The sequence below is a fragment of the Dyella sp. 01L423 genome, assembly GCF_056399945.1.
Genome location: NZ_JBFTSI010000002.1, coordinates 715,134 through 741,949 on the forward strand (window position 1 = coordinate 715,134; position 26,816 = coordinate 741,949).

General features: G+C 64.1%; 19 protein-coding genes. 9 read left to right on the forward strand and 10 right to left on the reverse strand.

Annotated elements, in window-relative coordinates:
- Window positions 1–55 precede the first annotated feature (55 nt).
- The 3 genes from AC1DMY_RS09910 to AC1DMY_RS09920 all read right to left on the reverse strand — a co-directional run bounded on the left by AC1DMY_RS09910 (window position 56) and on the right by AC1DMY_RS09920 (window position 5,024).
- Window positions 56–1,495 (reverse strand): glycoside hydrolase family 125 protein, encoded by a 1,440-nt coding sequence (locus AC1DMY_RS09910; protein WP_477164777.1) that lies wholly within the window; start codon window positions 1,493–1,495, stop codon window positions 56–58.
- Complete coding sequence (locus tag AC1DMY_RS09915) at window positions 1,492–4,143, reverse strand: beta-mannosidase (protein ID WP_477164778.1); 2,652 nt, start codon at window positions 4,141–4,143, stop codon at window positions 1,492–1,494. Before AC1DMY_RS09915 ends, AC1DMY_RS09910 begins: the two co-directional genes overlap by 4 nt.
- A 101-nt stretch (window positions 4,144–4,244) precedes the next feature.
- Complete coding sequence (locus AC1DMY_RS09920; RefSeq protein ID WP_477164779.1) at window positions 4,245–5,024, reverse strand: IclR family transcriptional regulator; 780 nt, start codon at window positions 5,022–5,024, stop codon at window positions 4,245–4,247.
- Between the two features lie 191 nt (window positions 5,025–5,215).
- On the opposite strand from AC1DMY_RS09920, the gene fucP reads away from it, so the two are divergent.
- A complete protein-coding gene (gene fucP, locus AC1DMY_RS09925; protein ID WP_477164780.1) occupies window positions 5,216–6,517 on the forward strand; it encodes an L-fucose:H+ symporter permease in 1,302 nt (433 codons plus the stop codon).
- Window positions 6,514–6,864, forward strand: a complete 351-nt coding sequence (locus AC1DMY_RS09930; RefSeq protein WP_477164781.1) for an L-rhamnose mutarotase — start codon at window positions 6,514–6,516, stop codon at window positions 6,862–6,864. The genes fucP and AC1DMY_RS09930 overlap by 4 nt, the downstream gene beginning before the upstream one ends.
- Here the strand turns inward: AC1DMY_RS09930 and AC1DMY_RS09935 are convergent, their stop codons facing one another.
- Genes AC1DMY_RS09935 through AC1DMY_RS09960 form a run of 6 tightly spaced genes read right to left on the reverse strand, consistent with a single transcriptional unit; the run spans window position 6,865 to window position 12,924 of the window.
- Complete coding sequence (locus AC1DMY_RS09935; protein WP_477164782.1) at window positions 6,865–8,010, reverse strand: alpha-hydroxy acid oxidase; 1,146 nt, start codon at window positions 8,008–8,010, stop codon at window positions 6,865–6,867. It lies immediately after the preceding gene.
- A gap of 3 nt (window positions 8,011–8,013) precedes the next feature.
- Entirely contained in the window at window positions 8,014–9,333 is a 1,320-nt protein-coding gene (locus AC1DMY_RS09940; protein WP_477164783.1) for an L-fuconate dehydratase, read from the reverse strand.
- 53 nt (window positions 9,334–9,386) lie between these two features.
- Window positions 9,387–10,244, reverse strand: coding sequence for a fumarylacetoacetate hydrolase family protein (locus AC1DMY_RS09945; RefSeq protein ID WP_477164784.1), 858 nt, complete (start codon window positions 10,242–10,244; stop codon window positions 9,387–9,389).
- Window positions 10,245–10,257: 13 nt separating this feature from the next.
- Window positions 10,258–11,004 carry an SDR family oxidoreductase gene (locus AC1DMY_RS09950; protein ID WP_477164785.1) on the reverse strand — a complete coding sequence of 249 codons (747 nt, stop codon included), beginning with the start codon at window positions 11,002–11,004 and terminating at the stop codon, window positions 10,258–10,260.
- A 46-nt stretch (window positions 11,005–11,050) separates the two neighbouring features.
- Window positions 11,051–11,902, reverse strand: a complete 852-nt coding sequence (locus AC1DMY_RS09955; protein WP_477164786.1) for an amidohydrolase family protein — start codon at window positions 11,900–11,902, stop codon at window positions 11,051–11,053.
- Window positions 11,899–12,924 (reverse strand): aldo/keto reductase, encoded by a 1,026-nt coding sequence (locus AC1DMY_RS09960; RefSeq protein WP_477164787.1) that lies wholly within the window; start codon window positions 12,922–12,924, stop codon window positions 11,899–11,901. Before AC1DMY_RS09960 ends, AC1DMY_RS09955 begins: the two co-directional genes overlap by 4 nt.
- A gap of 292 nt (window positions 12,925–13,216) precedes the next feature.
- On the opposite strand from AC1DMY_RS09960, the gene AC1DMY_RS09965 reads away from it, so the two are divergent.
- Genes AC1DMY_RS09965 through AC1DMY_RS09990 form a run of 6 tightly spaced genes read left to right on the forward strand, consistent with a single transcriptional unit; the run spans window position 13,217 to window position 24,004 of the window.
- Window positions 13,217–14,239, forward strand: coding sequence for a glucokinase (locus AC1DMY_RS09965; protein WP_477164788.1), 1,023 nt, complete (start codon window positions 13,217–13,219; stop codon window positions 14,237–14,239).
- A 27-nt stretch (window positions 14,240–14,266) separates the two neighbouring features.
- Window positions 14,267–16,408 (forward strand): glycoside hydrolase family 2 protein, encoded by a 2,142-nt coding sequence (locus tag AC1DMY_RS09970; RefSeq protein WP_477164789.1) that lies wholly within the window; start codon window positions 14,267–14,269, stop codon window positions 16,406–16,408.
- Window positions 16,408–18,033 carry an alpha-L-fucosidase gene (locus AC1DMY_RS09975; RefSeq protein ID WP_477165010.1) on the forward strand — a complete coding sequence of 542 codons (1,626 nt, stop codon included), beginning with the start codon at window positions 16,408–16,410 and terminating at the stop codon, window positions 18,031–18,033. Before AC1DMY_RS09970 ends, AC1DMY_RS09975 begins: the two co-directional genes overlap by 1 nt.
- The gene (locus AC1DMY_RS09980) at window positions 18,030–19,088 is read left to right on the forward strand and encodes a glycosyl hydrolase family 18 protein (RefSeq protein WP_477164790.1); all 1,059 of its coding nucleotides are present in this window, start codon (window positions 18,030–18,032) and stop codon (window positions 19,086–19,088) included. The genes AC1DMY_RS09975 and AC1DMY_RS09980 overlap by 4 nt, the downstream gene beginning before the upstream one ends.
- Complete coding sequence (locus AC1DMY_RS09985) at window positions 19,075–21,399, forward strand: family 20 glycosylhydrolase (RefSeq protein ID WP_477164791.1); 2,325 nt, start codon at window positions 19,075–19,077, stop codon at window positions 21,397–21,399. The genes AC1DMY_RS09980 and AC1DMY_RS09985 overlap by 14 nt, the downstream gene beginning before the upstream one ends.
- Window positions 21,400–21,418: 19 nt before the next feature.
- Window positions 21,419–24,004 carry a glycoside hydrolase family 3 C-terminal domain-containing protein gene (locus AC1DMY_RS09990; RefSeq protein WP_477164792.1) on the forward strand — a complete coding sequence of 862 codons (2,586 nt, stop codon included), beginning with the start codon at window positions 21,419–21,421 and terminating at the stop codon, window positions 24,002–24,004.
- Between the two features lie 56 nt (window positions 24,005–24,060).
- On the opposite strand, the gene AC1DMY_RS09995 is transcribed toward AC1DMY_RS09990, so the two are convergent.
- Window positions 24,061–25,392: an alpha-L-fucosidase gene (locus AC1DMY_RS09995; protein ID WP_477164793.1), complete on the reverse strand. Its 1,332-nt coding sequence runs from the start codon at window positions 25,390–25,392 to the stop codon at window positions 24,061–24,063.
- A 114-nt stretch (window positions 25,393–25,506) separates the two neighbouring features.
- Between AC1DMY_RS09995 and AC1DMY_RS10000 the strand changes: the two genes are divergently transcribed.
- The gene (locus tag AC1DMY_RS10000; RefSeq protein ID WP_477164794.1) at window positions 25,507–26,643 is read left to right on the forward strand and encodes a sialidase family protein; all 1,137 of its coding nucleotides are present in this window, start codon (window positions 25,507–25,509) and stop codon (window positions 26,641–26,643) included.
- The last annotated feature ends 173 nt before the right edge of the window (window positions 26,644–26,816 follow it).

The window sequence follows — 26,816 nt, forward strand, 5'->3', positions numbered from 1 at the left end:
GACTCCTCAAAGCAAAACATTGGCCGCGGGGTCGGCCGGATGGATGGTTCGGTAACTACGCCTTGCGCAGCACCTGCGGATGGCGATCGGCGAGCGTGACGATCAGCTCGCCGAACAAGGTGTTGGCCCAGGCAAACCATGAGCGCGTGAATTTCGCCGGGTCGTCCTGATCGAAAGCCTCGTGCATGAAGCCGGTGCCGGCATGCGTGGTCTTGAGCCAGGCGATGCACTGGGAAATCTCCGCCGCATCGCTGCTGGTGAAGGCGCGCATCATGATCGACATGGGCCAGATCATGCGCAGCCCTTCGTGCGGCCCGCCGATACCCGCTGCCGCTCGTCCTTGGAAGAAGTAAGGGTTGCGCGTGCTCCACGCTTGCGAACGGGTGCGCTGATAACGCGCATCGTCCTGCGAGCAGGTGCCCAGATAGGGAAGGGCGAGCAGGCTGGGCACGTTGGCATCGTCCATGAACAACTGATTGCCGTAGCCATCGACTTCATACGCCCAGTAGTCGCCTTGCTCGCCGTGGATCACACCGTGCGCTTCGGCGGCGCGCTGGATGTCGTCGGCAAGCGCGATGCCGTCGGCGGCCGACCTGTCGTCATGACGTATCGCGCGCAACATCTGGGCCAACTGGCGCAGGCTCGTTGCCGCAAACAGGTTGCCCGGGATGTTGAACGGATAAACGGTGGCATCGTCCGATGGACGGAACATCGCGTGGATCATGCCTGTCGGTCGCGTCGGGTTGCCGTAGCCCTGCAGGAACTGCGATTCGCTCGGCGTCGGCGACGTACGCTGGAAGCGATACGGCCCCGGGCCTTCCTTGCGCTGCTGTTCGCGGAAGGTCTTGAGCACGGTGCGCATCGCGGCGTGCCAGTCGTCATCGAAGGGCTCGGTGTCGCCGGTTGCCTGCCAATAGCCGTGCGCCAGCCGTATCGGGTAACACAACGAATCGATTTCCCATTTGCGCTCAGCCACGCCGGGGCGCATGTCGGTGATGTCGTGCTGCGCCCATTCAAGGTTCGACTTCGCCGCCGGGTCGGGCATGAAGGCGTTGGCATAGGGGTCGATGCTGATGCATAGCGCGTGGCGATGAATCAGCCCGCGGAACAGCTGCTGCAAGGCCTTGTCCTGGCGGGCTAGCTGCACGTACGGCCAAACCTGCGCGGAGGAATCGCGCATCCACATGGCGTCGATGTCGCCGGTGACCACGAAGGTGTCGGGCTTGCCGCGCAGCGTGCCCACCTGGACGGTGGTATCGAGCGTATTGGGGAAACAGTTCTCGAACATCCACGCCAGCTCGGGATCGCCGATGCGTGCCTTGGTGGTTGCGATCAGTTTTTCAACGGCGGCACTGGTGAATTTGCGCTGGCCAACCGGTGGGCGCTTGCTTGTGAACACCGTCTTGCCGGTGCCAGCCAGCATGCCGTTTGAGAGCATGGCGGCGGCCGGTGCCATCGCCATCCATTTGAGCAGGTCGCGTCGCGTGGTCCTCATGGCTTGGCCTGTGCCGGCGACTGTACGGCATCGACCAGCGAGGTCAGCTTGAGCGCGGCCTTGAGGCGCGACACGTCCGCCGTGCTCTTGACGGTGATATCCACGTGCTCACCGGGCAGCAGGTCGAACGCATTGTCGGAAAGCTCGGCATCGATGTTGCCCAAATCCAGCCACACGCCGCGCGCAAGCTGCTTGCTGCGGACGGTTACCACAACGTCGTTTCCGGCCTGATGCCAATCGGTCGAGAGCCCGGGCTGCGTCGGTAGCGCCAAGGTCTTCGCCAGCCCGAAATACAGCAGGTGATGGGCAATCACCTCGCCGTTCTCAAGCACGTCGAACGAGGCCACCGTGCTCGTCGGATTCGCACCGTGCAACAGCTCTGCATCACTGAATTCGCCCGCCGAAGTGCTGCCGAGCGCGGTGGCTTCGATCGGCTTGCTGCTTTCGCTCAGGCGCTTGCCGGCCATGTCGTAGATGCGCGTGCGCAGCACGGCCTTGAATGGCGTCGTGCGGTCGGACACCAGATGCAGCGTGGTGTGGCCGTCGCGCCGCATCGGCACCACGTCCACGGGCGCATAGAAGCGCTTGGCATGGTATTGCAGCGCCTTCCAGCGACCGAAATAGTCGAGGCTGGACCAGGACGGCCCCGGCCACACATCGTTGAGCTGCCAGTACAGCGAACCCATGCTCTGCGGACGCGCGCTGCGCAAATGTTCGGCCGCCAACTCGATGCCCTCGGCCTGCATCAGCTGGCTGAGGTAAACGAATGACGCGAAGTCCTTGGGCTCGCCGTAATTGCCGCGGATATAGAGCAGCAGGCGGTCGTTGCCATCGCCATTGGCGAACTTCTGGTGCGCGCGCATCACCGGCGAGTTCGGCGCCATGTCGGCTGCATTGGCGAAACTCTCTATGGTGGCCATCACCGGGAACGACTGCAGGCCGTATTCGGACTGGAAGCGCGGCGCGACATCCAGGTAGTGCTCGATCGGTTCGGAGCCCGACCACACCTTCCAGTAGTGGTAGTCGCCATCGTTGAGCACGTTGGCTTCGCCATCGAAGTCCGTGCTGGGCGAGCTGGCCCAGTAGGGCACGTCGGCATCGTTGGCCTTCACCACGTCGCGCAGCGTGGTGCCGAAGAGTTCACGCATCCCATTTTCGATGCGCTGGCGCTCGTCGCTGCTGATGGACTTCTTGAAATCTTCGCGATCGGGCCAGGACTCCCAGCCCGTCTGCACCTCGTTGTTGCCACACCACAGCACGATGCTGGGATGGTTGCGCAGGCGGCGCACCTGTTCCACCGCTTCGATGCGTGCGTTCTCGCGGAACGCGGGGTCGTAGGGCGTGATCGCGCCGCCGAACATGAAGTCCTGCCAGATCATGATGCCCAGCTGGTCGGCCAGGTCATAGAACGCATCACTCTGGTAATAGCCGCCACCCCACATGCGCAGCATGTTCATGTTGGCGTCGCGGGTGGAGGTCAGCAGCTTGCGCAATTGCTCAGGCGTGGTGCGCTCGGGAAAGCTGTCGGTGGGGATGAGGTCGGCGCCCTTGGCAAAGATCGGTACGCCGTTGACCACGAAGGCGAAGCTGCGGCCCCACTGATCACGGTCGCGACGCAGTTCGACGCTGCGCAGGCCACTGCTGCGGTCCGCGCTGGCGAGCGTGTCGCCGGCCCGCTGCACGTCGACATGGAAGCGGTAGAGATTTTGTTTGCCGTATCCCAGTGGCCACCAGCGTTGCGGATGGTCGATCGCAAACGCCAGGCGCACCGTGTTGTCACCTGTCGTGAGCCGCACGTCTTGCGCACTCTCGCCGTGGCTGCCATCAGGCGCCGTCCAAGTCAGCGTGACGTGTGCGGGGCCAGGCTTGCCCACCTGCAACAAGACTTCAGCCGCAAGCGCTGCCTTGTCCGCGTCGACGTGCGGCTGGGCGATATGGAAATCCTCCAGGCGCGCGCCGGTCCAGCTCTCCAGTCGCACCGGCTGCCAGATGCCGAGCGTGACGAAGCGCGGACCCCAATCCCAGCCGTACTGGTAGTTGGCCTTGCGCACATAGTTGGACGTCTGCTTGCCCTTGGGCTCATCACCGAAGGCGGAATCGAACTCGCCCGGCAAGGCATAAGGCTGCTTGAGCAACCAGGGCTGCAGCTTGGCGATGGGCGAATGCAGCTTGACGACCAGTGTATTGCTGCCCGCATGCAGCAGGCTCTTCACCGGCACGCGCCAGCGACGGAACATGTTGTCCGCACTCAGCAGCGGCTTGCCGTTGACGGCGACGTCGGCGAACGTGTCCAGTCCATCGAACACCAGCTCCACGTGATCTTGCTTCAGCGTGGCGGCGTCGACGTTGAAGGGGAGGCGATATTCCCAGTCCGCCAGGCCGATCCACTGCAGCTTCGCTTCGTTGTCGCGATAGAACGGGTCGCCGATCTTGCCGGCCGCCAACAGGCCCGTCTGCACGCTGCCGGGCACGTGCGCGCTGGTCCAGGCCGTCTGTTCCGGGTGTTTGGCTGCCAGTGGCGTGCCCGGCAGCAGGCGGAACTGCCACCCCGTATCGAGCGGCATCGCTTCAGTAGCGTGGAGTTGGCTTGTACCAGCGAAGAGGAGGCCGGCCAGCAGGCCGAGAGAAGGGCGGTTCAAAGAGGGCAAGGCAAAGCGCTCCGCATCGTCGTGGTTGGAACCTCGGCCGTCAGGGCCGGCCGGCCTGGCGGGAAAGCGAAGCTTCCCGACAACGGCATGTGCTTACGGGGTCAATTGTCCAGCGACGCCGTGGAACGATGATCCAGTTCGCCGGACACTTCGTTCGCCGCCTCGATGAGCAACTTGGTGGTGACCGCCATGGTCATGGAGGAGCCGCGTCGTTCGATGAAGGGAATGGTGATCGCGCAGATGGCTCGATCGTGTTGCATGACCGGCGCGGATATATCGGTCACGCCATCGACCACCTGGCTTGCGATCGTGGCAACGCCCGCGGTGCGGATCTCGCGTATCGCCTTTTCGATCGGCGGGCGACGCAGCTGTGGCTCGTGCTCGATCATCATGGTGAACCAGCGTTCGCGCGTGGCCTCGTCCTGCCATGCCAGCAGCACATGACCGGACGCAGAGTGGGAGATCGGACGACGATGGCCCACCCGGACCACCAGGCCGATTTCACCCGGCGGATCGACGCGTGCGATCACCACGATCTGTTCCTGTGACGGAACCACCAGGTGACACGACTGGTCGATCTCCTCGGAGAGCCGATGCATGACGGGCAGGGCCGTTTCCACCAGGCTCTTCACGGGAGGTTGCTCCATGCCCAGGCGGAACAGTCGCGGCGTGAGCGAGTAGCGGCCTTCGCCATCGGGGCGGCTGATGTAGTCGCGCTCTTCCAGCACCTGGAGCATGCGGAAGATTTCGCCGCGCGAACGGCCGACGCCTTCGGAGATCTCCGCAATGGTCAGCGGCGCGACGGCGCGCGCCAGCAGCTCAAGGATGTCCAATCCCTTGTCGAGGGCGGGAGCGCGGTATTTGGGAGACTCTGCAGCCATAAGCATCCGTGGTATTGAGTGGCTCGTCATGCAGACGATGGGCGGAGTGTCCGAGGAGATTGAGCGGCCTCGGGGCCTACCATGCTGCGCCGCAACTTGTGATACATATAAACTATAAGTTCATATTTGCACAATTGTGGCGCCCGGGGCAGAGGGATGGGCGCTCGCCAACGGCCGGAGGATGAACATCCATGCACCCACAAGCCGCGCCGATTTCGGCGGGTGGTCGTTTTCGGGACAGGGTCCCGCTGTTGCCCCTGGTCTTGATCGTAAGTCTTTTTTTTCTTTGGGGTGTGGCCAACAACCTCAATGACGTGCTGGTGGCGCAATTCAAGAAGGCCTTCACCCTCTCGGACTTCCAGGCCGCGCTTGTGCAGAGCGCGTTCTATCTCGGGTATTTCGTCGTGGCGCTTCCGGCGGGCGCCTATATGCGGCGATACGGCTACAAGTCGGCGGTGGTGCTGGGGCTGGGCCTGTACGGTGCCGGGGCCCTTCTGTTCTGGCCGGCTGCCGCGTCTGCCACCTATGGCATGTTCCTGGCGGCGTTGTTTGTCATCGCCTGCGGACTGGCCTTCCTCGAGACCTCGGCCAATCCCCTGGTCACCTTGCTGGGTCCGGCATCGTCGGCCGCCGCGCGCCTCAATCTGGCGCAGGCATTCAATCCGCTGGGATCGATCGCCGGCGTGCTGATCGGGCAGCACTTCATCTTTACCGGTGTGCAGCACACGCCCGCGGAACTCGCCGCCATGGGGGCGGGTGCGCGCGAGGCATTCACCCAGAGTGAGGCCGCCGCCGTGCAGATGCCTTATCTGATCATCGGCCTTGGCGTGCTTTTGTGGGCCGTGGTGATCGTGCTGACGCGATTCCCGTCGGTGGCCGTCAGCGAGGAGGGTGCACCGGGCGAGCGGGGCGTGCTGAGGCACTTGCTGCGCGATGGCAGGTTTCTGGGTGCGGTCGCTGCGCAGTTCTTCTATGTGGGTGCGCAAGTGGCCATCTTCAGCCACATGATCCGCTATGCGCAGGCGACCATGCCGGGCACGGCGGACAAGACGGCGGCCAGTTTCGTCACGGCTGGCCTGATCTGCTTCATGGTGGGCCGTTTTGCCGGAGCGGTGCTGATGAAACGCCTGAAGGCTTCGCGCGTGCTGGCGTTGTTCGCACTCACCAATGTGCTGCTGATGGCTGTGGCAGCGTTTGCCCCGGGGCGTGAGGGCATCTATGCGCTGGTGGCCTCGAGCTTCTTCATGTCGGTGATGTATCCGACCATCTTCGCGCTGGGCGTGGAGGGCCGGAGCGACGATGAGCGGAAGTTCGGCGCGGCGTTGCTGGTGATGGCTATCGTGGGAGGCGCGGTACTCACGGCCGCCATGGGCGTCGTGTCGGATCGGATCGGCATCGCGCACGCCATGCTGGTTCCGGCGGTGTGCTTCGTGGCGATCTTCCTGTTCGCCCAGCAGCATTGGCAGCGGGCGATGGCGGGCGTGCCGGCATGAGCTGGCAATGCCTGGCGCTCGACCTGCGCGACGATCCGGCGCTCATCGCCGAATACGAGCACTGGCATCGTCGTGAAAACATCTGGCCGGAGATTGTCGCGTCGATACGCGAAGCGGGCATCGAGGACATGCAGATATTCCGCACTGGTACGCGGCTCGTCATGCTGATGCGCGTGGCGCCGGATTTCGATGCGCAAGCCAAGGCTTTGGCCGATGCCGCCAGCGAGCGCGTGCTGGCCTGGGAGGCGCTCATGTCCAAGTTCCAGCAGCCGCTGCCATGGGCCGGGGCAGGGCAAAAGTGGGTGCCGATGCAGCGGATCTTTGACTTGGCCGACTGCGTCAACTGATCAAACGTTACGCCACAAAATATCGTGCGAGATGCGGCTGGCGTCGCGCTGACCGGTCAGCGCCATGGTGACGCTCAGTTCGCGCCGGATCAGTTCGATTGCCTGCGTCACGCCCTGTTGCCCGTTGGCGCCCAGTCCGTAGAGAAAAGCCTTGCCGATAAGGCCGGCGCGCGCTCCCAGCGCCAACGCCTTGATCAGGTCCTGGCCGCTGGTGATGCCGCTGTCGAACAGCACCTCAATTCGACCTGCGACGGCGTCGACGATCGAAGGGAGCACGTCGATCGTGGCAGGCGCACCGTCCAGCTGCCGGCCGCCGTGATTGGACACCACGATGGCGTCGACGCCGTGCTCGACGGCCAGGCGCGCATCATCCGGGTCCAGGATGCCCTTGATGATCAGCTTGCCCGGCCATTCCTCGCGTATCCAGGCCAGGTCGTTCCAGTTCAGCGTGGGATCGAACTGGTTGGCGATCCATTGCGCCAGCGTGGTGAGGCTGTCAGCCCCTTGGATACGGCCGTCCAGATTGCCGAATGAGCGGCTCGGCGCCTTGAGCACGTTCCACACCCAGCGCGGCTTGCTCATGATGTCGAAGGCGTTGCGCAGCGTCACCTTGGGCGGTACCGAAAGGCCGTTCTTGATTTCGCGATGCCGCTGGCCCTGCACCGTGAGATCGGCCGTCAGCATCAAGGCGGAGCACTGGGCGGCGCGGGCGCGGCGGATCAGTTCGCGGGTGAAGCCGCGGTCGCGCATCACATAAACCTGGAACCAGAACGGCGTGTCGCTCGCGGCACGCACCTGTTCGATTGAGCAGATGGACACGGTGCTGAGGCAGAACGGGATGCCTGCCTCGGCGGCCGCGCGCGCACCCAGAATCTCGCCGCTGCCGTGCTGCAATCCGGTCAGCCCGGTGGGCGCAATCGCCAGCGGCATGCTGACTGGCGAACCGAGGATGGTGGTTCCCAGGGAGCGATGGTCGACATTTTGCATCACGCGCTGACGGAGCTGCAGGCGTTCGAAGGCGCGCCGATTTTCACGCAGCGTCACTTCATCGTAGGAGCCGCGGTCGGCGTACTCGAAAAAGGCCCGGGGCACGCGCCGGCGCGCGATTTCGCGGAGGTCGGCGATATTCGTCACGGGCATTTTCATGACTCAACCCACTGCCGTCTTGGGCGCGTTCTTCCACACGATACCGTCGGGGTAGAGATGGTCGCGGATCGAGGCCTCGTGCATGCGAGCAGAGAAGCCCGGCGCCGTTGGCGCAAGATAACGCCCATGCGAGATCGTCACGGGTTCCACGAAATGCTCGTGCAGATGGTCGACGAATTCGATCGCACGATCCTCCTTCTTGCCGGTGATGGCCACAAAATCGGCCATGGCCAGATGCTGCACGAGCTCGCATAGTCCCACGCCGCCGGCATGGGGAAAAACCCGCACACCGAAGTGGGCGGCCAGCAGCAGGATGGCGAGGTTTTCGTTCACGCCGCCCACGCGCGCCGCATCGATCTGGATCAGGTCAACGGCCTGCGCCTGCAGCAGCTGCTTGAACAATACGCGGTTTTGCCCGTGCTCGCCGGTGGAAATCGGGATCGGCGAGACGCCTTGCCGGATCGCCGCGTGGCCAAGGACGTCGTCGGGATTGGTCGGCTCCTCGACCCAGGCCAGGCCAATGTCCTTCAGCGGCTTGAGCCACTCGATGGCCGTCTGGACGTCCCAGCGCTGGTTGGCATCCACCGCGATGGCGATGTCCGGACCCACGGCCTCGCGCGCGAGGCGGCAACGGCGCAGGTCGTCCTCCATGCGCAGTCCGACCTTGAGCTTGATGGTGCGAAAGCCATCCGCCACGGCCTTCTTGGCCAGGCGCTGCATCTTTTCGTCGGTATAGCCGAGCCAGCCGGGCGAGGTGGTGTAGGCGGGGTAGCCTTCGCTCTCCAGCTGCGCGATGCGAGCCTGCTTGTGCGGCTCGGCCTCTTCAAGGATCTCCAGTGCACGGGCGGGCGTGAGCGCATCCGTGAGATAGCGGAAATCGATCTGGGCCACGAGTTGCTCAGGCGTCATGTCCGCAATGAAGCGCCACACTGGCTTGTTCGCCACGCGCGCAGCCAGGTCCCACGCCGCATTGATCACCGCGCCTATCGCCATGTGCATCACGCCCTTCTCGGGGCCGAGCCAGCGCAGCTGGGAGTCACCCGTCAGTTGTCGCGCGAATCCGCCTAGATCGTTGACGATGTCGTTCACCGCGCGACCGACCACCATCGGCCGGAGTGCCGCGAGCGCGGCGGTCTGGATGTCGTTGCCGCGCCCGATGGTGAACACCAGTCCGTAACCCGCCAGCCCACCGGGTGCATCCGTTTTGAGCACGACGTAGGCGGCGGAGTAGTCGGGATCGGGATTCATGGCATCCGAGCCGTCATGCGCCAACGACGTCGGAAAACGCACGTCGAACGTATCCAGGGCGGTAATTTTCACCATCGTGCCCGGCCTCCGGTGCCGGTGACTTGGTAAGAAGAAAGCGGGAGCATCATTCAGGTGCGAGCGGCGGGATATGCGAGTACTTCCTGCCGCTGCCGGCCCAGTCCTTCGATGCCCAGTTCGATCACATCGCCTGGCTTCAGATAGGTGGGTGGATGCAGGCCCAGGCCGACGCCGGCCGGTGTTCCGGTGCTGATCACGTCGCCCGGCATCAGGGTCATGTAGCGGCTGATGTAGCTCACCAGTTGCGCCACGCCGAACACCATCGTGCGGGTATTGCCGTTCTGGTAACGGTGGCCGTTCACTTCGAGCCAGAGGCCGAGCTTTTGCGGGTCGGGGATCTCGTCCTTGGTGACCAGCCACGGGCCGATCGGTCCGAAGGTGTCGCAGCTCTTGCCCTTCACCCACTGGCCGCCATGTTCCAACTGGAACTCGCGTTCGGACAGGTCGTTGATCACCGCGTAGCCGGCGACATGATCGAGCGCCTGGTTGACGTCGACGTACCGGGTGACATCGCCGATGATCACGCCAAGTTCCACTTCCCAGTCGGTCTTCACCGAGCCTCGCGGAATGACGACAGGGTCGTTGGCGCCGCCGATGGCGGTCGTGGCCTTCATGAAAAGCACGGGCTGTTCGGGCACTGGCGCATTGGTTTCAGCGGCGTGGTCGGCGTAGTTCATGCCCACGCAGAGCATCTTGCCGACGTGCGCCACGGGCACGCCGAAGCGTGGCGTGCCATCGACGCGGGGCAGGGTGGATGGATCCAGGGCCATCAAGCGGCGCAGGCCGTCGCGACCGAGCACACTTGCAGTGATGTCGTCGATCACGCCCGAAAGATCGCGCAAGGCGCCATCGCCATCGACCAGTCCCGGCTTCTCCGCGCCAGGTTCCCCGTAACGGCAAAGTTTCATGCAGTGGTTTCCATCAGTTCGACCAGCCGCCATCCACGACGTGGATGGTGCCGGTGGTAAAGGAGGATTCGTCGGAGGCGAGATAGACGGCGAGGGCAGCGATTTCCTCGGGCGTGCCGAGTCGCCCCATCGGCTGTCTCGCTGTGAAGCTCTGCCATGCGGCTTCCTCGTCGCCGCCCAGGGCGCGCACGCGATCGGCGAGCGAAGGCGTCTTGACCGTGCCGGGGCAGATGGCATTGCAGCGTATGCCGGCCGAGACGTAATCGGCAGCGATGGAGCGCGTCAGTCCGATCACTGCCGCCTTGGTTGAGCCGTAAGCGAAACGATTGGGCACGCCCTTGATGCTCGAGGCAACCGAGGACATGTTGACGATGCTGCCGGCGCCGCGACTCAGCATGCCGGGAAGTACCGCGCGGCACAGATGAAACATGCTGTCTACATTGATGGCGAACGAGCGTCGCCAACTCGCGTCGTCGGTATCGAGGATGGTGCCCGCATGCACGTAGCCGGCACAGTTGAACAACACGTCGATGCGCTCAGTCGCACCCACCAGCGCCCGGATCGCGGAGTCGTCCGTAACATCGAGCAAGTGCGTACGGATCGAGGCATGGCTCGCAGCAAGCGAAGCCAGGTGGCTCTCGTTGATATCGGTAGCCAGTACGGTGGCGCCGGCTTCCGCGAAGGCAATCGCGGTGGCGCGCCCGATGCCCGCTCCCGCTGCTGTGACGAGCGCATGCTTGCCGGACAAGCGGCCGCTCATGCGCGGCGCTCCGCATCGTTGTAGTGGCGGCACGTAAACCAGGATTTCATGGCGTTGTCCCTGAGGCAGCCGCCGGCTCGCGGCGGGCGAGTGAATAGATCGTCGCGGCGTTGCCGCCAAACACGGCCGCCTCGTGATGACGGGCGAACCGTCGCGTCAGTTTTTGCGCGCAGGCTTTCCATTGCTCATAGGTCGCGTGCGTGGTGAGCACGGGCCAGTCGCTGCCCCACATCACGCGTTGGCCGCCGAAACTTTCGAAGATGTGCGCCACATAGGGCTCGATGGCGGCCAGGTCAGTGTCCGCACCAGTCAGTGTCAGCAGGCCCGACAATTTGCAGGTGACGTCCGGCACTTGGGCGACACGCGCGATCGCGCCTGCCCACGAGGCGAATTGCCCATCGACGATGTTCGGCTTCGCACCGTGGTCCACCACGGTGACCAAGCCCGTGTGCCGGGTCAGCCGCTGAGACAGGGCACGCAGGTGCCGGTTGTCGACCAGTGCATCGAAGACCAGGCCGTGATCGCGCAGACAGTCGAAGGCGCGATCGAGCGACGGGCGGGCGAGCCATTGGGTATCGGTAATGTCCTGCACCATCGGGCGGATGCCGCGCAGCAAGCCCTGTCCGCTCTCGGCGAGGGCGGCGATGCGCTGCGTGGCATCGTCCGCTTCCATATCGACCCAGCCGATGACGCCGAGCACGCCTTCGGTTTGCCGGGCGATGTCGAACAGGAACTGAGTTTCCCGCTCATCCGGTGCGGCCTGCACGAGGATGCAGGCGTCGGTCGTCGCGAGGTCCGGCGGAAGAAACGCACGCTGCAGCGCGGCCGGTGCGTGGGCCAGCCAGCCATACTCAAGGCGCGACGGATCCCAGTAGTGACGGTGCGCGTCGATGATCATGGCGTCGGCACGTTCTTCTCGAGCAGGGCTTGCTCGATCAATGACGTCCAGGCCGCGTCAGGAACCGTGGCGCTCATGCGCGCGACAGCATCATCGACTTCCGAGACCGAGCGCAGCCCGCACACGACTTTCGCCACCGCGGGATGCGCCAGCGGAAATTGCAGTGCGGCCGCGCCGACACTGGTGCCCGAACAGGCGCAGGCGTCGTAGAACTGTTGCGCGCGTGCCTTGATGGCTGGCGATGCCGGAGCGTAGTCATAGGTATCGCCCGGGCCCGCGTCCGCGCCGAGCAGGCCGGAGTTGTAAGGACCGGCGATCAGCACCGCCACGCCATCGGCGTGAGCTCTCGCCATGACGGCCTTGCTGCGCGCCTGTTCGAACAAGGTGTAGCGACCGGCCAGCATGATCGCGTCCAGTGGAAAGCGATCCATCACTTCCAGGCAGACAGCCTCTTCGTTCACGCCAAGGCCGATGGCGCCCACCACGCCCTGGTCGCGCAACTCGGCCATGGCCGGCAGCGCCTCGTCGAGGGCTTGCTTCAACACCTCCGAGTGGCGTGAGCCATGAGTGAGCTCGCCGATGTCGTGCAGCAACAGCAGGTCGATGCGATCGGTGCCGAGCCGTCGGATGCTGCTCTCGAGGCTGCGCAGGATGCCATCGCGGGTGTAATTGAAGTAGGCACGGCGACCGTCGACCGCGAAGCCGTCGCTGCGGTCTTTGCGCTCCTCGTCGACATCGATGAGTCGGCCGACCTTGGTGGAGAGCGTGTAGCTGGTGCGCTCGACGCCTTGCAACGCATCGCCAATGCGCGTCTCGCTCAGGCCGTAGCCGTAATAGGGCGCGGTATCGAAATGCCGGATGCCTTGGCGCCAGGCGTGGGCGATCGCCTGATGTGCTGCCTCGTCGCCAACACCCTTATACAAATTGCCTGCCGGCGCGCCGCCGAAGGCGAGCGAGGCAATCCGGGCTTCGGCTTTGCCTGGCTGGCCGGAAGGCCTCTGTTGTTCGTGCTGGACCGGCATCAAAACCCCCACAACCCGCCTCCTGCAAGGCCGGATGACTGCGCGACCGGGCGTCCGCCACGTGGTCGGCGGTCCCTTTCTGGCATCCTACTACTTGTGCACAGATAAAAACTAGGTTTATATGTGAGCGGCCGGGCGGGCAGGCGGGCCTCAAGTTGAGGCGTGGTGGCGTTACGATGGGCCGGCGATTGAATCGATTGAAACCGCCCAGTTAGTGGGTGAAGCAAGTACCAGTACAGCATCGGGGTAGGTGATGACGCCGTTGTCGGATAAGGGGCTAATGCCTCCGCACATGGACCGCCTGCAAGACTTGGGTGCGCCGCTCGTTGCCGGCGTCCTCGGACGGCAACCACGCCCCGTGTCGCCGTTTCTCGCCGCCGACCTCGGCGGCACCCATGCACGCGTCGGCCTTGTGGTGCCCGATGCTGTCACGGGCAAGCCGGACATCATCCTCTACAAGGTCTATCGCTGCGCCGAGCACGCCTCGCTGGTCGATATTCTTGGCAGCTTTTGCCGGGATCATCGCGTGCAGCCGGATGCGCTGGTGTTGGCGTGCGCTGGATTCGTCGAACACGGCGTGGTGATCAACGAAAGTCTGGCGTGGCCTGTGTTGCTGGACAGCCTGTGCATTGAAGGTGGGTTCACCTCCGTCGACGTGCTCAACGACTTCGAGGCATTTGCGCATGCGGTCGGCCACTTTGGAGAGGAGAACAGCACCGCGATCGTGGATGGCGTAGCCAATCCCAATGGCGCGGTGGCTGTGATCGGTCCGGGCACCGGACTGGGCGCCGCACTCTGGCTGCCGGGCCGGCCGCCTCGTGTACTGCATACCGAAGCTGGGCATATGGAGCTGGCCGCTCGCCCCGGCATCGAGCAAACCATCCGCGCCCAGTTGGGGCCGATCGACGGTTACGTGCCTTACGACCGCGTGCTCAGCGGGCCCGGCTTGCTGCGCCTCTACCGCGCTCTCGCTGCCGTGCAAGGCATGCCGGCGACGCTCGCGGAGCCGGGCGAGATCACCGCCATGGCACTGGCAGGCATGGATGCGCTGGCCACTCAGACGGTCGATCAATTCTGTCGCTGGCTAGGCGCGTTCTGCGGCGATGTAGCCATTGCCTTCAATGCGAGCGGCGGCGTGTGCCTGGCCGGCGGTTTTCTCGCGCGCATCACCGGCGTGCTTCGCTCCGGGCCATTCACCGAGCGGTTCCTGGATAAGGGAGTGATGCGCTCGTTCTTGAACAACACGCCCGTGTTCGTCGTCGAGCACGGGCAGCTAGGCGTGCTGGGCGCTGCGAACTGGCGACTGGGGCACTGACACGGGTTTCTTTGCAGGGGCAGGGGAATGAGCTTGAGGTGGGGTTACACGCTGGCGGTTCTGTGCTCGATGCTGCTGTGGCCGATGGCTGGCCATGCGCAGGTCCGCATCGACCTGGACCACGACTGGCGCTTCCGGACCGACGCCGCCGATGCAGGCATCGCCGCTGGCTGGCCGCGCGCGATGCCGGCGGAGACGCGGCTGGTGGACGTGCCGCACACCTGGAACATCGGCAAGGATGACGACCACGAAGGCGTCGCCTGGTACTTCAAGACCTTCACCGTGCCGTCCTCGATGCTGTCGTCCCACGTCGAATTGCATTTCGGCGCCACGTTTTATCGCAGTCGGGTCTGGGTCAACGGAGTAGAGGTTGGCGGCCACGAAGGTGGACACACGGCTTACGCCCTGGACATCAGCCGGCAGCTGCGTGCCGGAGAGAACCAAGTTGCCGTACGCCTGGACAACCGTCCCGGCGAGGCAACCATCCCCGGCTACGCGATGCGGCAGGCGGCCAGCGGCAGCGTGTGGTACGACTGGTGGCATTACGGCGGCATCGTGCGCGATGTGTGGCTCACCGTTTCTGACCACGCACTGATCCGCCGGCAGCGCATCGCGAGCAAGCTTGCGGGCGACGCGGCCAGCGTCAGCAGCCAGCTATTCGTCGAGAACGTTGATGGTCACGACGGCAGCTATAGCGTTACCGCCAGCATCATCGATCCCGACGGCAAGGCGGTGGCAGAGGCAAGGCAGGACGTTTCGGCAAAAGCACGGCAGCCCGCTACGGCGACGCTTGCCATCAATCTGCCACACCCTCAGCGGTGGAACGTCGGCGATGCGCGCCTCTATCAATGGGTGACGCAACTGCACGCCGCCGATGGCACGGTGCTCGACTCGCGCAGTGAGTCGTTTGGCCTGCGCGACATCGCCATCCGCGATCGCCGCCTCTACGTCAATGGCAAGCCGGTGCGATTGAGCGGCGTCAGTCGTCACGAGGATTCTCCTTGGGAGGGGCTGGCCGAATCGGCGGGAACGATCAACCGCGACTGGTCCGACATGGCCGCCTTGCATACGACGCTGACGCGGCCGGTGCACTATCCGCAGAACGACGAGGTGCTCGACTTCGCCGACCGGCACGGCATCCTGCTGGTGCCCGAGATTCCGGTATGGCAATTCAGCCAGGCGCAGCTGAAGAATCCCAAGTTGCTCGCACTCGCCAAAGACATGATGCGCGAAATGATCGAGCAGGACGGCAATCACGCCAGCATCTTCGCGTGGAGCGTGTGCAACGAAAGCGATGCTTCCACGCCCGGTGGCCGCGCGTACGTGGATGCCATGGCCTCGCTTATTCGTGACATTGATCCGGGCCGCTATGTCACCTTCGCCGATGCCGACATCAGCAGCAAGCCATGGAAAGAGGCGCCCGTCATGCACGACGTCGATTTCATCATGGCGAACGCCTATTTCGGTTCGTGGAGCGGCGCGGGCAGCGACGTGGAGGCGTGGCTGGATTTCATGGACCGCACCTATCCCGACAAGATGGTGATCATTTCCGAATTCGGCTACCCAGGCGTTTTCTCGCACGACAGCGCATCCGCCGACAAGGCGCGCGCCGAGAACCTGCTCCAGCAGATGGACGCCTTTCAGCGGCGCAGCTTCATTGCTGGTGCGATCTTCTGGACGTATCAGGATTACAAATCCCATCGCAATCTGTGGCCAGGCCAGACCGAGGGTTTCGTCGACCACGGCCTGGTCGACGAGTACCGCCAGCGCAGGCCGTCTTACGCCATCTATGAAACGCGCAACCAGGCATTGTCGGTAGCGACGCAATGGCAGATCGATACGGGCGGACTGCGCGGATTCCAGGCCACCGTCACCGGCTACCCCGCCACTCATCTGCCTTCCTATCCCATGCTGGGCTATGTCGCCCATTGGCGCGCCATGGACGATCGCGGCCACGAACTCGCGCATGGCGATGAAGTACTCAGAGATCTGGCCCAGCCCGTCCGCTTTGAAGCTACCTGGCCAGCCGTGGACAAAGGCGCCGCCGTGCATCTGGTGGTGGACATCAGCCGACCCGACGGTGTGCGCGCCGGCGGCACGGTCAGCGACTACCACCCGCTGAACATCGGCAGCGCCCACTACCTTCCGAGCAAGGACGAGCAACCATGATGAAACCGGCCGCGCCTTGCGCGCTCGTCGCGGGCTGGCTGTTGTGCGCATCGGCGTGGGCGCAATCGGCCATGGCGCCCACTGCGGACAGCTTGTCTCCTGCAGCGCAGGATCAGGCCTGGCAACAGGCCAGTGCCAAATTCGCGCCGCAACGTAAAGCGATACTTGACCGCGTGGCGAGCGCAGCCGGGCAGGGCCCGTTTCGCGCCGACTGGGCTTCGCTGCAAAAGTACCGATCGCCCGCCTGGTACGACGACGCCAAGTTCGGCATCTTCATTCACTGGGGCGTCTACGCGGTCCCCGCGTTCGGCAGCGAGTGGTACTCGCGCAACATGTACCAGCAGGGGACGAAGGAGTTCGCCCATCATGTGGCCACCTATGGCCCGCAAGCGAAGTTCGGCTACAAGGACTTCGTGCCGATGTTCAAGGCCGAACACTTCGACCCGAATGCCTGGGCACGGCTATTCCATGACGCTGGCGCGCGCTATGTCGTGCCGGTGGCTGAGCATCACGACGGCTTCGCCATGTACGACTCGGCACTGTCGGACTGGACCGCCGTAAAGAAGGGGCCCAAGCGCGACGTGATTGGCGAACTGGAGCAAGCCGTGCGAGGGAAGGGCATGCGCTTTGGCGTGTCCTCGCATCGTGCCGAGCACGACTGGTTCTTCGACGGCGGGCGCCAATTCGATTCAGACGTCAATGATCCGCGCTATGCGGAGCTGTACGGCCCGGCCGTGGCGCATCTAAGCAAAGAAGACGAAAACCTGGCGCAGGACTGGACCTTTGTCTCGCAGGCCTGGCTGGACGATTGGCTCGCGCGTACGGCCGAACTCACCGACAAGTACCATCCGGACCTGATCTATTTCGACTGGTGGATCGGCCATCCCACATTCCGCAACACATTGCCGACCCTGCTCTCGTACTACTACAACGAAGGCGCGAAACGCGACGGCGTGGTGGTCAATTACAAGCTGGGCGACTTCGCCGATGGCGCCGGCACGCTGGACATCGAACGCGGGCAACTGCAGGGCATCCATCCCACTCATTGGCAGACCGATACCTCGATCAGCAACGATTCCTGGGGCTACATCGAGCACGACACGTACAAGTCACCGACCTTCATCATCCATCTGCTGGTGGATGTGGTCAGCAAGAACGGCAACTTGATGCTCAACGTCGGGCCGCGCGCCGATGGCACGATTCCCGACGGCGCGCAGGACACGCTGCGCAGCATCGGTCGCTGGCTGAAAGTGAATGGCGAGGCGATCTACGGCAGCAAGCCCTGGCGCACGTTTGGCGAGGGTCCGACTGAGGTGGTGAGCGGCACCTTCCAGGACACCAAGACCAAGCCATACACCGCCAAGGATTTCCGCTTCACTACCGGCAACGGCAGGCTCTACGCGATCGAGCTGGACTGGCCAAGCAACGCTCAAGCCACCATCCATTCGATCAAGCCGGAAGACAAGGTAACCCGCGTCGAATCCATCGCCGATGGACGCGTCATTCCATTCACCCAGGATGCCGGTGGCCTGCATCTGCGCCTTCCTTCACGGCCAATCGGCAGCGATGCGTACGTGTATCGCATTACCTTCTCCACCCCCAACTCACTCAAGGCTGCGCCATGAAACGATGGTTGTCCCTGGCCGTTTCGCTGTGTCTTGCATTGGCCTCGACCGGCGCCTTTGCGAAAGCACCTACCGCGTTGTTCTATATGATCGAAGTGCAGAAATCGATCAACTCGTTCGAGGCGCACATCGACAAGGTCGACTTGCTGGTGCCTACCTGGTTTGGCGTGGACGGCAACGGCCTGGTATCCGGCGCACCCAACCTCTACGTGCTCAAACTTGCCAAGGCGCATCGTGTGCCGGTGATGCCCATCATCTCCGCTGGTGGCGACCGCAAGAAGTTCCACGATCTGCTGGTCAACGAAACCGCCAAGAAGGCGATGATCGACGGCATGCTCGAGCAGGCGAAGCTCTACGGGTTCGTCGGCTTCCAGTTCGATTTCGAAAACATCGCCTGGACCGATCGCGACGCGCTGACCCTGCTGACGCAACAGACCGCCACGGCGCTGCACAAGCACGGCCTGAAGCTATCCATGGCGGTGGTGCCGAATGCGCCGGGCTACGCGGGCCGCGGGCCTTTCGCCAAATGGATCTGGGAATACTGGAAAGGCGCCTACGATCTCAAGGCGCTGGGGCAGGCGCTGGATCTCGTCTGCCTGATGACCTATGACCAGCACACCCGCTGGACCACGCCGGGGCCGGTGGCGGGCATGCCGTGGGTGATGGCCAACCTCGAATACGCCTTGAAGGTGGTGCCGAAGGAAAAGCTCTCGCTCGGTATCGGGCTGTATGGCTACCATTGGTTTGCCGGCGATCCGGTGGGCGCGGACGGCAAGGAGAGTTCGAACATCTCCGCGCAATACATCGATGCGGACGAATCGTTTCCGCTGGCCAAGCAGTTCAACGCCACCATGCAGTGGGATCCGGTGGAGCACGAATCGTGGTTCTATTTCTATCGAGACCAGATGCGCGAGTGGGTGTTCCTGCCTGATGCGCACGCGTTCCGCGATCGCTACGACGTGGTGAAGCAATACGGCCTGGAAGGCTTCTGTGCGTGGGTGATTGGCGCCGAAGATCCCCAGATATGGGAGGCGCTCCCCGATGCGGTGCGCTAAGCGCGGCCTGAAGGCGCCGATCGCGCTGGCATTGGCAAGTCTGTTTGGGCTTGCCGTCGATGCGCACGCGACAGACACGCCGCCGATCATTCCGCTGCCCGCGCAGGTCAGCATGGGGCAGGGCAGTTATGCCGTCAGTGCCGCCGCCGTCATCCATGTCGCGCCCGGTGATCGCGCGGCGGCCGACGCGGCTCGCTACCTTGCAGACCTGCTGGTGCGGACGCGCGGACTCTCGCTGCCGGTGAAAGAGGATGCAGCAGCCACGAGCCACGGCGACATCGTCATTCGCAGCGATGTGGCCGCCAGCGTTGCGCAGCCGGAAGGTTATGTACTCGACGTCGATGCGCGGGGCATGCGCATCACCGCACGGGATGCGGCAGGGCTTTTCTACGGCGCGATCAGTGCCTGGCAGCTGATGACGCCCGATGCGGCCAAGGGCGCCGTGTCGGTACCCTTGCTGCACATGGCCGACTGGCCGAGATTTGCGTGGCGCGGCCTGATGCTCGACTCGGCGCGGCATTTCCAGCAGCCCGCTGAAATCAAGCAGCTGCTCGACGCGATGGCGCAGCACAAGCTCAATGTCTTCCACTGGCATCTCACCGACGATCAGGGATGGCGCCTGGAAATCCGCCGTTATCCCAAGCTCACGCAGATCGGTGCGTGGCGCCAGCCGCCCGGAGATGGCGACACCAAGTACGGCGGCTATTACACGCAGGCCGACGTGAAAGACATCGTTGCCTATGCTGCCGCCCGCCACATCACGGTGGTGCCGGAGATCGACATGCCCGGTCACGCCCAGGCCGCCGTGGCGGCCTATCCGGACATCGGCGTTACCGGTGAGCGGCCGCCGGTCTCGATCAACTGGGGCGTCAACCCTTATCTGTTCAACGTCGACGAGCGCAGTATCCGTTTCCTGCACAACGTGCTCGACGAAGTCATGGAGCTGTTTCCCTCGACCTTCATCCACGTGGGTGGTGACGAAGCCATCAAGGACCAGTGGCAGGCCTCGGCCGCCGTGCAGGCGCGCATGCGCTCGCTGGGCATCAAGGACGAAAAGGCGCTGCAAAGCTGGTTTATCGAGCGCATGGGGCAATACCTCGCGCAGCATGGGCGTCGACTGATCGGCTGGGACGAAATTCTCGAGGGCGGCATCCCGCCGTCTGCGTCGGTGATGTCCTGGCGTGGCACGCAAGGCGCGATCGATGCGGCGCGACTGGGTCACGACGTGGTGCTGTCGCCAGCGCCAACGCTCTACTTCGACAATCTGCAAAGTCACGGCGACGACGAACCGTCCGGGCGACTCGGCGTCCAGGCGCTTGCCCGTGTCTATGCGTTCGAAGCCGTCTCGCCAGAGCTAACTGCCGACCAGGCGAGGCACGTACTCGGCGCACAGGCGAACATCTGGACCGAGTACCTCACGGCCCCCTGGCAAATCCAGCACGCAGCCTTTCCACGACTGGACGCCCTGGCCGAAGCTACCTGGACGCCCGCGAACGAGCGCCGCTTCGACAACTTCTTGGCGAGGCTCCCCGCGCAATTCGACCGCTATCGGAAGATGGGCATCTACTATGCCGACAGCGCCTTCGCCGTCGAGATGCGCGCGCAGCGTTCGTCAACCAGCGGCGACAAAGTCACCGTGACGCTAGCCGCACAGGAACCGTCCGCCACCATTCGCTACACCACCGACGGAACCGTGCCGGGCGCGAGCTCGCCTGCCTATGGCGGGCCGATCGACGCTGCGCTGCCCATCACCGTCAGTGCGACGACGTTTGCCGCCAACGGGCAGGCCCTTGCGCGCGTGCGCACGCAGCGCTTCGATGCGCGGACGCTGGCGAGCTACGACGGCAATGCGCTTGAAGGCTGCCCGAAGGGCGATCTTGGTCTGCGAGTGCCGCTGCTTCCCGATGCCACCTCGCCGGCACCGGTCTACAACGTCGACGTCTTGAACAGTTGCTGGCGTATGGCGAACGTGTCCCTCGACGACGTCGTTGCGATCTTTGTCGACGGCGCATGGCTCGCGCGCAATTACGGCCTCGCGCATGACGCGTCGAAAGTGGTGGCGCGCGCATCGCGCCGCGCCGCGGGAGAACTCGAGGTTCACCTCGATACGTGCAATGGCCCCTTGGCGGCCAGCTTGCCGTTGCCTGTAGAAGCCTTGCCTGGCAGGACGTACCGCGTTGCGGCCGCCCTGACGGCTCACGGCGGTACGCACGACCTTTGCATTCTGTCGACGGCGCCGATCCTGGGGCCCATGGCAGGCGTCAGTCGCGTATCGTTCAATTACCCCGCGTCGCTTGGCGCAACGCAGTGACTGGGCGGAGCGGGCGCGAATGAAGCAGTTGCATCAGGCATGCTTGCTGGCGACCCTGCTGCTCAGCGTGATGCTGGCGACGCCCGCTCCGGCCGACGAGGCGGCGGAACGGGCAGCCAACCTGGTGGCGCGCATGACGCCGGCGGAGAAGATCGCGCAGTTGCAAAGCGCCGCGCCGGCGATACCGCGCCTTGGCGTTCCTGCGTACGACTGGTGGAGCGAGGGACTGCACGGCCTTGCCCGCTTTGGCGAGGCGACCGTGTTCCCGCAGGCCATCGGCCTTGCGGCCAGCTGGGATCCTGCATTGCTGCACACCGTGGGTGGCGTGGTTGCGGCGCAGGCGCGCGGCAAGTTCCTCGCTACAGGCCTGCACGGGAATCACGGGCGCTACAACGGGCTCACGATCTGGTCTCCCAACATCAATATCTTCCGCGACCCTCGCTGGGGACGAGGCCAGGAAACCTATGGCGAAGATCCGCGCCTGACGGCAACGCTTGCGGTGGCCTTCATCAACGGACTGCAGGGCGACGATACGGCGCATCCCACGGTCATCGCCACACCCAAGCATTTCGCCGTGCACAGCGGGCCGGAGCCTGGCCGTCACGGCTTCGACGTCGACGTATCCGCGCATGATCTCGAAGACACGTACCTCCCCGCATTCCGTGCCGCGATCGTCGAGGGTCGCGCGGGATCGGTCATGTGCGCCTATAACGCGATCCATGGGGTTCCCGTATGCGCCTTGCCGTGGCTGCTCGGTGAGCGCCTGCGCAACGACTGGGGCTTCCAGGGCTTCGTCGTGTCCGACTGCGATGCAGTGGACGACATGACGATGTTCCACCACTACCAGAAGGACAACGCCGCCTCTTCGGCCAGTGCGCTGCGCGCGGGCACGGATCTCGACTGTGGCTCGGCGTATGCGGGCCTGCGCGACGCGCTGGCGAACGGCAGCATCAGCGAGCACCAGCTCGACGTGGCGGCGACGCGCCTGTTCGCCGCACGCTATCGGCTTGGCATGTTCGACGCATCCGCGCCAGCACCGCGCGACGACCCTGGCGCGGATCGCGCACTCGCTTTGCGCGCGGCTGGCGAGTCGATCGTCTTGCTCAAAAATCGAGCGAATACGTTGCCGCTGAAGGTCGGCGGCCATATCGCCGTGGTCGGCCCCAATGCCGATGCCTTGTCCGTGCAGGAAGGCAACTACCACGGCACGGCGCTGGAGCCGGTGACGCCGCTCGATGGCATACGTGCGTTATGGGGACCGCAGAACGTGCATTACGCACAGGGCGCCACACTTGCCGATGGCGTGACCGTCCCGATTCCCGTGACGGCATTGCAAGGCGACCGTGAGCACGGCACGCCCGGCCTCAAGGGCGAGTACTTTCGCAACGCGCAGCTGGTGGGCACGCCGGTGCTGACTCGCTTCGACAGTAAAGTCGACTTGGACACGGATCACGTACCGCCTGCCGATGGTCTCGATGCATCCCGCTACGCGGTGCGCTGGACGGGTCGGCTGCTGCCGCCCGGTGCCGGCGACTACACGCTGGCCGTGCGCATGGATCGATGCTTCGACTGTCGCGGGCACGACCCGGTGCGCTTGTATCTCGATGGCCGTTTGATCGCTGGCACCTCGGGCAGCGAAGAGCCGCCTGCCGTGAAAGTCCATTTTGACGACACAAGCCCGCGCGATCTTCGCCTTGAATGGCAACACATGGGCGAAGACCAGGGCATTCACCTGGAATGGATGGCCCCCGCGGATGCGCAGCTCGCGGAGGCCGCAAGAGCGGCTGCCGATGCCGATGCGGTGGTCGCCTTCGTTGGCTTGTCGCCGGGCGTCGAGGGTGAGGAGTTGAAGGTCGACGTGCCCGGTTTCATGGGAGGCGACCGGACCGCTATCGATCTGCCCTTGCCGCAGCAGAAACTGTTGGAGACGGTCGCTGCCACCAAAAAACCACTGGTCGTCGTGTTGATGAGTGGCAGCGCCGTGGCCTTGAACTGGGCCAATGAACATGCGGACGCCATCATCGCGGCGTGGTACCCGGGCGAGCAGGGTGGTTTGGCGGTAGCGCAAACCCTATCCGGCGCGATGAATCCCGCGGGACGTCTTCCGGTGACCTTCTATCGCGATGTGCGCGACCTTCCGCCTTTCATCGACTACGGCATGAAGGGTCGCACGTACCGTTATTTCAAGGGCAATCCGCTGTATGCGTTCGGCGATGGCCTCAGTTACACGACCTTCGCCTATGACGCCCCCAGGCTGTCCGCGCAACGCCTAAAGGCCGGCGAATCGCTCGACGTCGCGGTGAACGTCCACAACACCGGAGCGCGTAACGGCGACGAAGTCGTGCAGATCTATCTTGCGTATCCCGACGCACCCGACGCGCCGCAACGGTCGCTGGCGGGCTTCCAGCGTATTTCCCTGGCAGCAGGCGAGCAGCGCGCCGTGCACTTCCATCTCGATGCGCGTGCCCTGAGCCTGGTCGATGCCGACGGCACGCGCGCCGTCAGGTCAGGGCGCTACGCATTGTTCGTGGGCGGCCACCAACCCTCTGCGGGCCAGCAGCCCGTAGCGTTCACCATCGCCGGGCATGCCGACGTGCCGCGCTGAGCATACCGATGAGTGGCCTGATCAGCGCCATCCAGGCGCCGCATATCGGCGACACCTCAGTTCGACGGCAGCGGGCCAGCGTCGAACACCTGGAATTCGCGGATGGATGCATCGCCGACACTGGACAGGATATTCAGTCGCACACGTTGCGCGGTGACGCGGGGGAATACGTCGATCTTCATGTGGCCGATGGCTTCAGCGCCGGCGATGGCATGCCAGGCCTTGCCGTCGAAAACCTCGATGGCGTACTTGCGCACATGCTGCCCGTCATCGAGCCATTCCATCGTGAGCGTGCGGTCGAACGTTACCGGATGACCGAAGTTCACCTCGAGCGTGGCATGCCGCGAGCCGGCCGGCGCGGACCAGAAGGTGTCCTTGTTGCCGTCCAGTGCTGCCTCGATATTCTCATCCGCATCCACGTGGTGGCGCGCCAGATTGCTTGCATCGCCATAACGTGCACGCAACGCCTTGCCGAAGGCTTCAAGGCGGGCGACGTCGGCATCGGGGAGCCGGCCGTGGCGGTCCGGCGCGATGCCAAGCATCAATTGTCCGCCGCGGCCGACGCTGTTTTCCCAGGTGTCCACGAGCTTGGCCACACTCTTGAGCGTGGCTTCGTCGTTCGGATGCCAAAACCAGTGCAGGTCGTGCAGCGGGGTGTCGACTTCCACCGGGCGCCAGCGTTGGTAGCCGTGGCGGTCGATGACGTTCCAGTTCTCGCCACGGATGTAGCCATCCTCCTGGCCCACCCAGCGAAGATCGCCGTACTCGAACAAGCCCATGTCGGCAAACACCATCGCATTGGGTTGGTAGGTTCGCAGCGTTTCTATGTAGCGCGGGAAATCGTAAACATGGCCGGCGCTGCCCGCGCCATCGAGCCACCACTCGACCAACGGCCCATAGTGCTGGGCCAGCTCCTCCACCTGGGCGCGGTAATACACATCGTAGGCTTGCGGCTGCTTGTAGCGCGGCTCATGCCTGTCCCACGGCGACAGGTACACGCCGAACTCCATCCCCTCGGCACGAGCCGCCTCGGACGCAAGGCGCACCAGGTCGCCCTTGCCATTCATCCACGGGCTGCTCTTTACCGAGTAGTCGCTCTGCGCCGTCGGAAACAAGGCGAACCCATCGTGGTGTTTGGCGACCATCACCATGTAACGCGCTCCGGCCGCGCGACTGGCGCGCGCCCACTGCGCCGCATCGACATGGTCGGGGTTGAACACCTTGGGATCGGCCGTGCCGTCGCCCCATTCGCGATCGAGGAACGTGTTCGTGCCGAAGTGCACGATCACGCCGAACTCCAGATCCTGCCAGTGAATCTGCTGGGGAGAAGGCTTGGTGTCCGCCGCGCCTTGCGCCAACGATGCCTGCGAAAAAACAGCGAGCGCCATGGCAGCGCCAAGAACGGTCCGGGCAAGTCGCTTCATTAGCCACCTTCGTCAAACATCATTTGGACGTAAATACGTCCTTATTGAAGTTTTCATTAGAGGACGGGAAACGTAGTCGTGTCAACAAAAGATGGCGTCATGTCGCAGGCGATATCGCACGGATTTCGCCTCGCCTTCGCTTTGCTCCTTGTCATGCCGTTTTGTGCCGAGGCGGGGCAGTCTCCCGTGGTTTCGTCCGAGTTCGTTTCGACGCATCCGCCAACAGCTCAATGCCATGCGGGCACCATCGTTGAAACGCCGGCCGGACTTGTCGCAGCCTGGTTCGGCGGCAAGCACGAGCGTGACCCGAGCGTTGGCATCTGGCTATCCCGGCATCTTTCCGGGCGATGGACAAGCCCGCGCGAGATCGCCAACGGCAGTCAACCCGATGGCTCGCGATGGCCTGCCTGGAACCCCGTGCTGTTCCGCTCGACGGTGGGACGACTCATGCTCTTCTACAAGATCGGCACGGACCCGCAGCATTGGCGGGGAATGCTGATGACCTCCGATGACGATGGTGCAACTTGGTCAGCGCCGCAGCGGCTTCCGCGCGGCATTCTCGGCCCAAGCAAGAACAAACCCATCGAGCTCGCCAGCGGTGACATTGTCAGTCCTTCCAGTACCGAGTTGGGCGGCTGGCGAATTCATGTCGAGCGATCGACCGACCATGGCGAAACCTGGGTGGCTGGTGGTGACGTTTCAACCAGGAACATCGACGCCATTCAACCGAGCCTGCTCCGAACACGAGACGGCACCCTGGAAGCCCTTGGCCGCACGCGCCAGGGGAAATTGTTCTGGTCGCAGTCCAGCGACGGTGGGCGCCACTGGTCGCCGCTGCGCTTGCTGGACGTAGACAATCCCAACTCGGGCGTTGACGCCGTGTCGCTTGCCGATGGCCGCCATGTGCTCGTCTACAACCCCACACCACCCGGCCCTCAATGGTGGGACGGACGGGAAACGCTGGCCGTGGCGATCAGCGCCGACGGCCTGCATTGGAAGAGGGTGCTTACGCTCGAAGACCAACCCGGCCAGGAATATTCCTACCCAGCCATCATCCAATCGCGCGATGGACTAGTGCATGTCTTGTACACCTGGCAGAGGACGCACATGCGGCATGTCGTGATCGATCCCGCGCGCCTGGACGCCGCCGCCCGGCCACCCGAAAAGGTCTCGCCAGCCATCCCCGACAGCTCTGTCGCCCCGCGCAACCCCTGAAGCCCACGCCACGTTGCGGTGCAGGCCGTCGCGACGAGAGGCGCACGCAGGCTGGAGCACGAGGGCAGGGAGCACCCATGGATGGGCCATTGACGACGCAAGACGCCACCTGCGGGGCAGCTTCGTTTCAGGATTGTTGCGATGCAACTTGCATCGATCCAGTTTAGGCTTAT

Coding starts and splice junctions, on each gene's coding strand:
- AC1DMY_RS09950 (WP_477164785.1), bottom strand. CDS start 11,004: ATGAGCGGCCGCTTGTCCGGCAAGCATGCGCTCGTCACAGCAGCGGGA.
- AC1DMY_RS09975 (WP_477165010.1), top strand. CDS start 16,408: ATGAAACCGGCCGCGCCTTGCGCGCTCGTCGCGGGCTGGCTGTTGTGC.
- AC1DMY_RS09965 (WP_477164788.1), top strand. CDS start 13,217: ATGGACCGCCTGCAAGACTTGGGTGCGCCGCTCGTTGCCGGCGTCCTC.
- AC1DMY_RS09970 (WP_477164789.1), top strand. CDS start 14,267: ATGAGCTTGAGGTGGGGTTACACGCTGGCGGTTCTGTGCTCGATGCTG.
- AC1DMY_RS09960 (WP_477164787.1), bottom strand. CDS start 12,924: ATGCCGGTCCAGCACGAACAACAGAGGCCTTCCGGCCAGCCAGGCAAA.
- AC1DMY_RS09935 (WP_477164782.1), bottom strand. CDS start 8,010: ATGAAAATGCCCGTGACGAATATCGCCGACCTCCGCGAAATCGCGCGC.
- AC1DMY_RS09990 (WP_477164792.1), top strand. CDS start 21,419: ATGAAGCAGTTGCATCAGGCATGCTTGCTGGCGACCCTGCTGCTCAGC.
- AC1DMY_RS09980 (WP_477164790.1), top strand. CDS start 18,030: ATGAAACGATGGTTGTCCCTGGCCGTTTCGCTGTGTCTTGCATTGGCC.
- AC1DMY_RS09995 (WP_477164793.1), bottom strand. CDS start 25,392: ATGGCGCTCGCTGTTTTTTCGCAGGCATCGTTGGCGCAAGGCGCGGCG.
- fucP (WP_477164780.1), top strand. CDS start 5,216: ATGCACCCACAAGCCGCGCCGATTTCGGCGGGTGGTCGTTTTCGGGAC.
- AC1DMY_RS09930 (WP_477164781.1), top strand. CDS start 6,514: ATGAGCTGGCAATGCCTGGCGCTCGACCTGCGCGACGATCCGGCGCTC.
- AC1DMY_RS09920 (WP_477164779.1), bottom strand. CDS start 5,024: ATGGCTGCAGAGTCTCCCAAATACCGCGCTCCCGCCCTCGACAAGGGA.
- AC1DMY_RS09910 (WP_477164777.1), bottom strand. CDS start 1,495: ATGAGGACCACGCGACGCGACCTGCTCAAATGGATGGCGATGGCACCG.
- AC1DMY_RS09985 (WP_477164791.1), top strand. CDS start 19,075: ATGCGGTGCGCTAAGCGCGGCCTGAAGGCGCCGATCGCGCTGGCATTG.
- AC1DMY_RS09955 (WP_477164786.1), bottom strand. CDS start 11,902: ATGATCATCGACGCGCACCGTCACTACTGGGATCCGTCGCGCCTTGAG.
- AC1DMY_RS09945 (WP_477164784.1), bottom strand. CDS start 10,244: ATGAAACTTTGCCGTTACGGGGAACCTGGCGCGGAGAAGCCGGGACTG.
- AC1DMY_RS09940 (WP_477164783.1), bottom strand. CDS start 9,333: ATGGTGAAAATTACCGCCCTGGATACGTTCGACGTGCGTTTTCCGACG.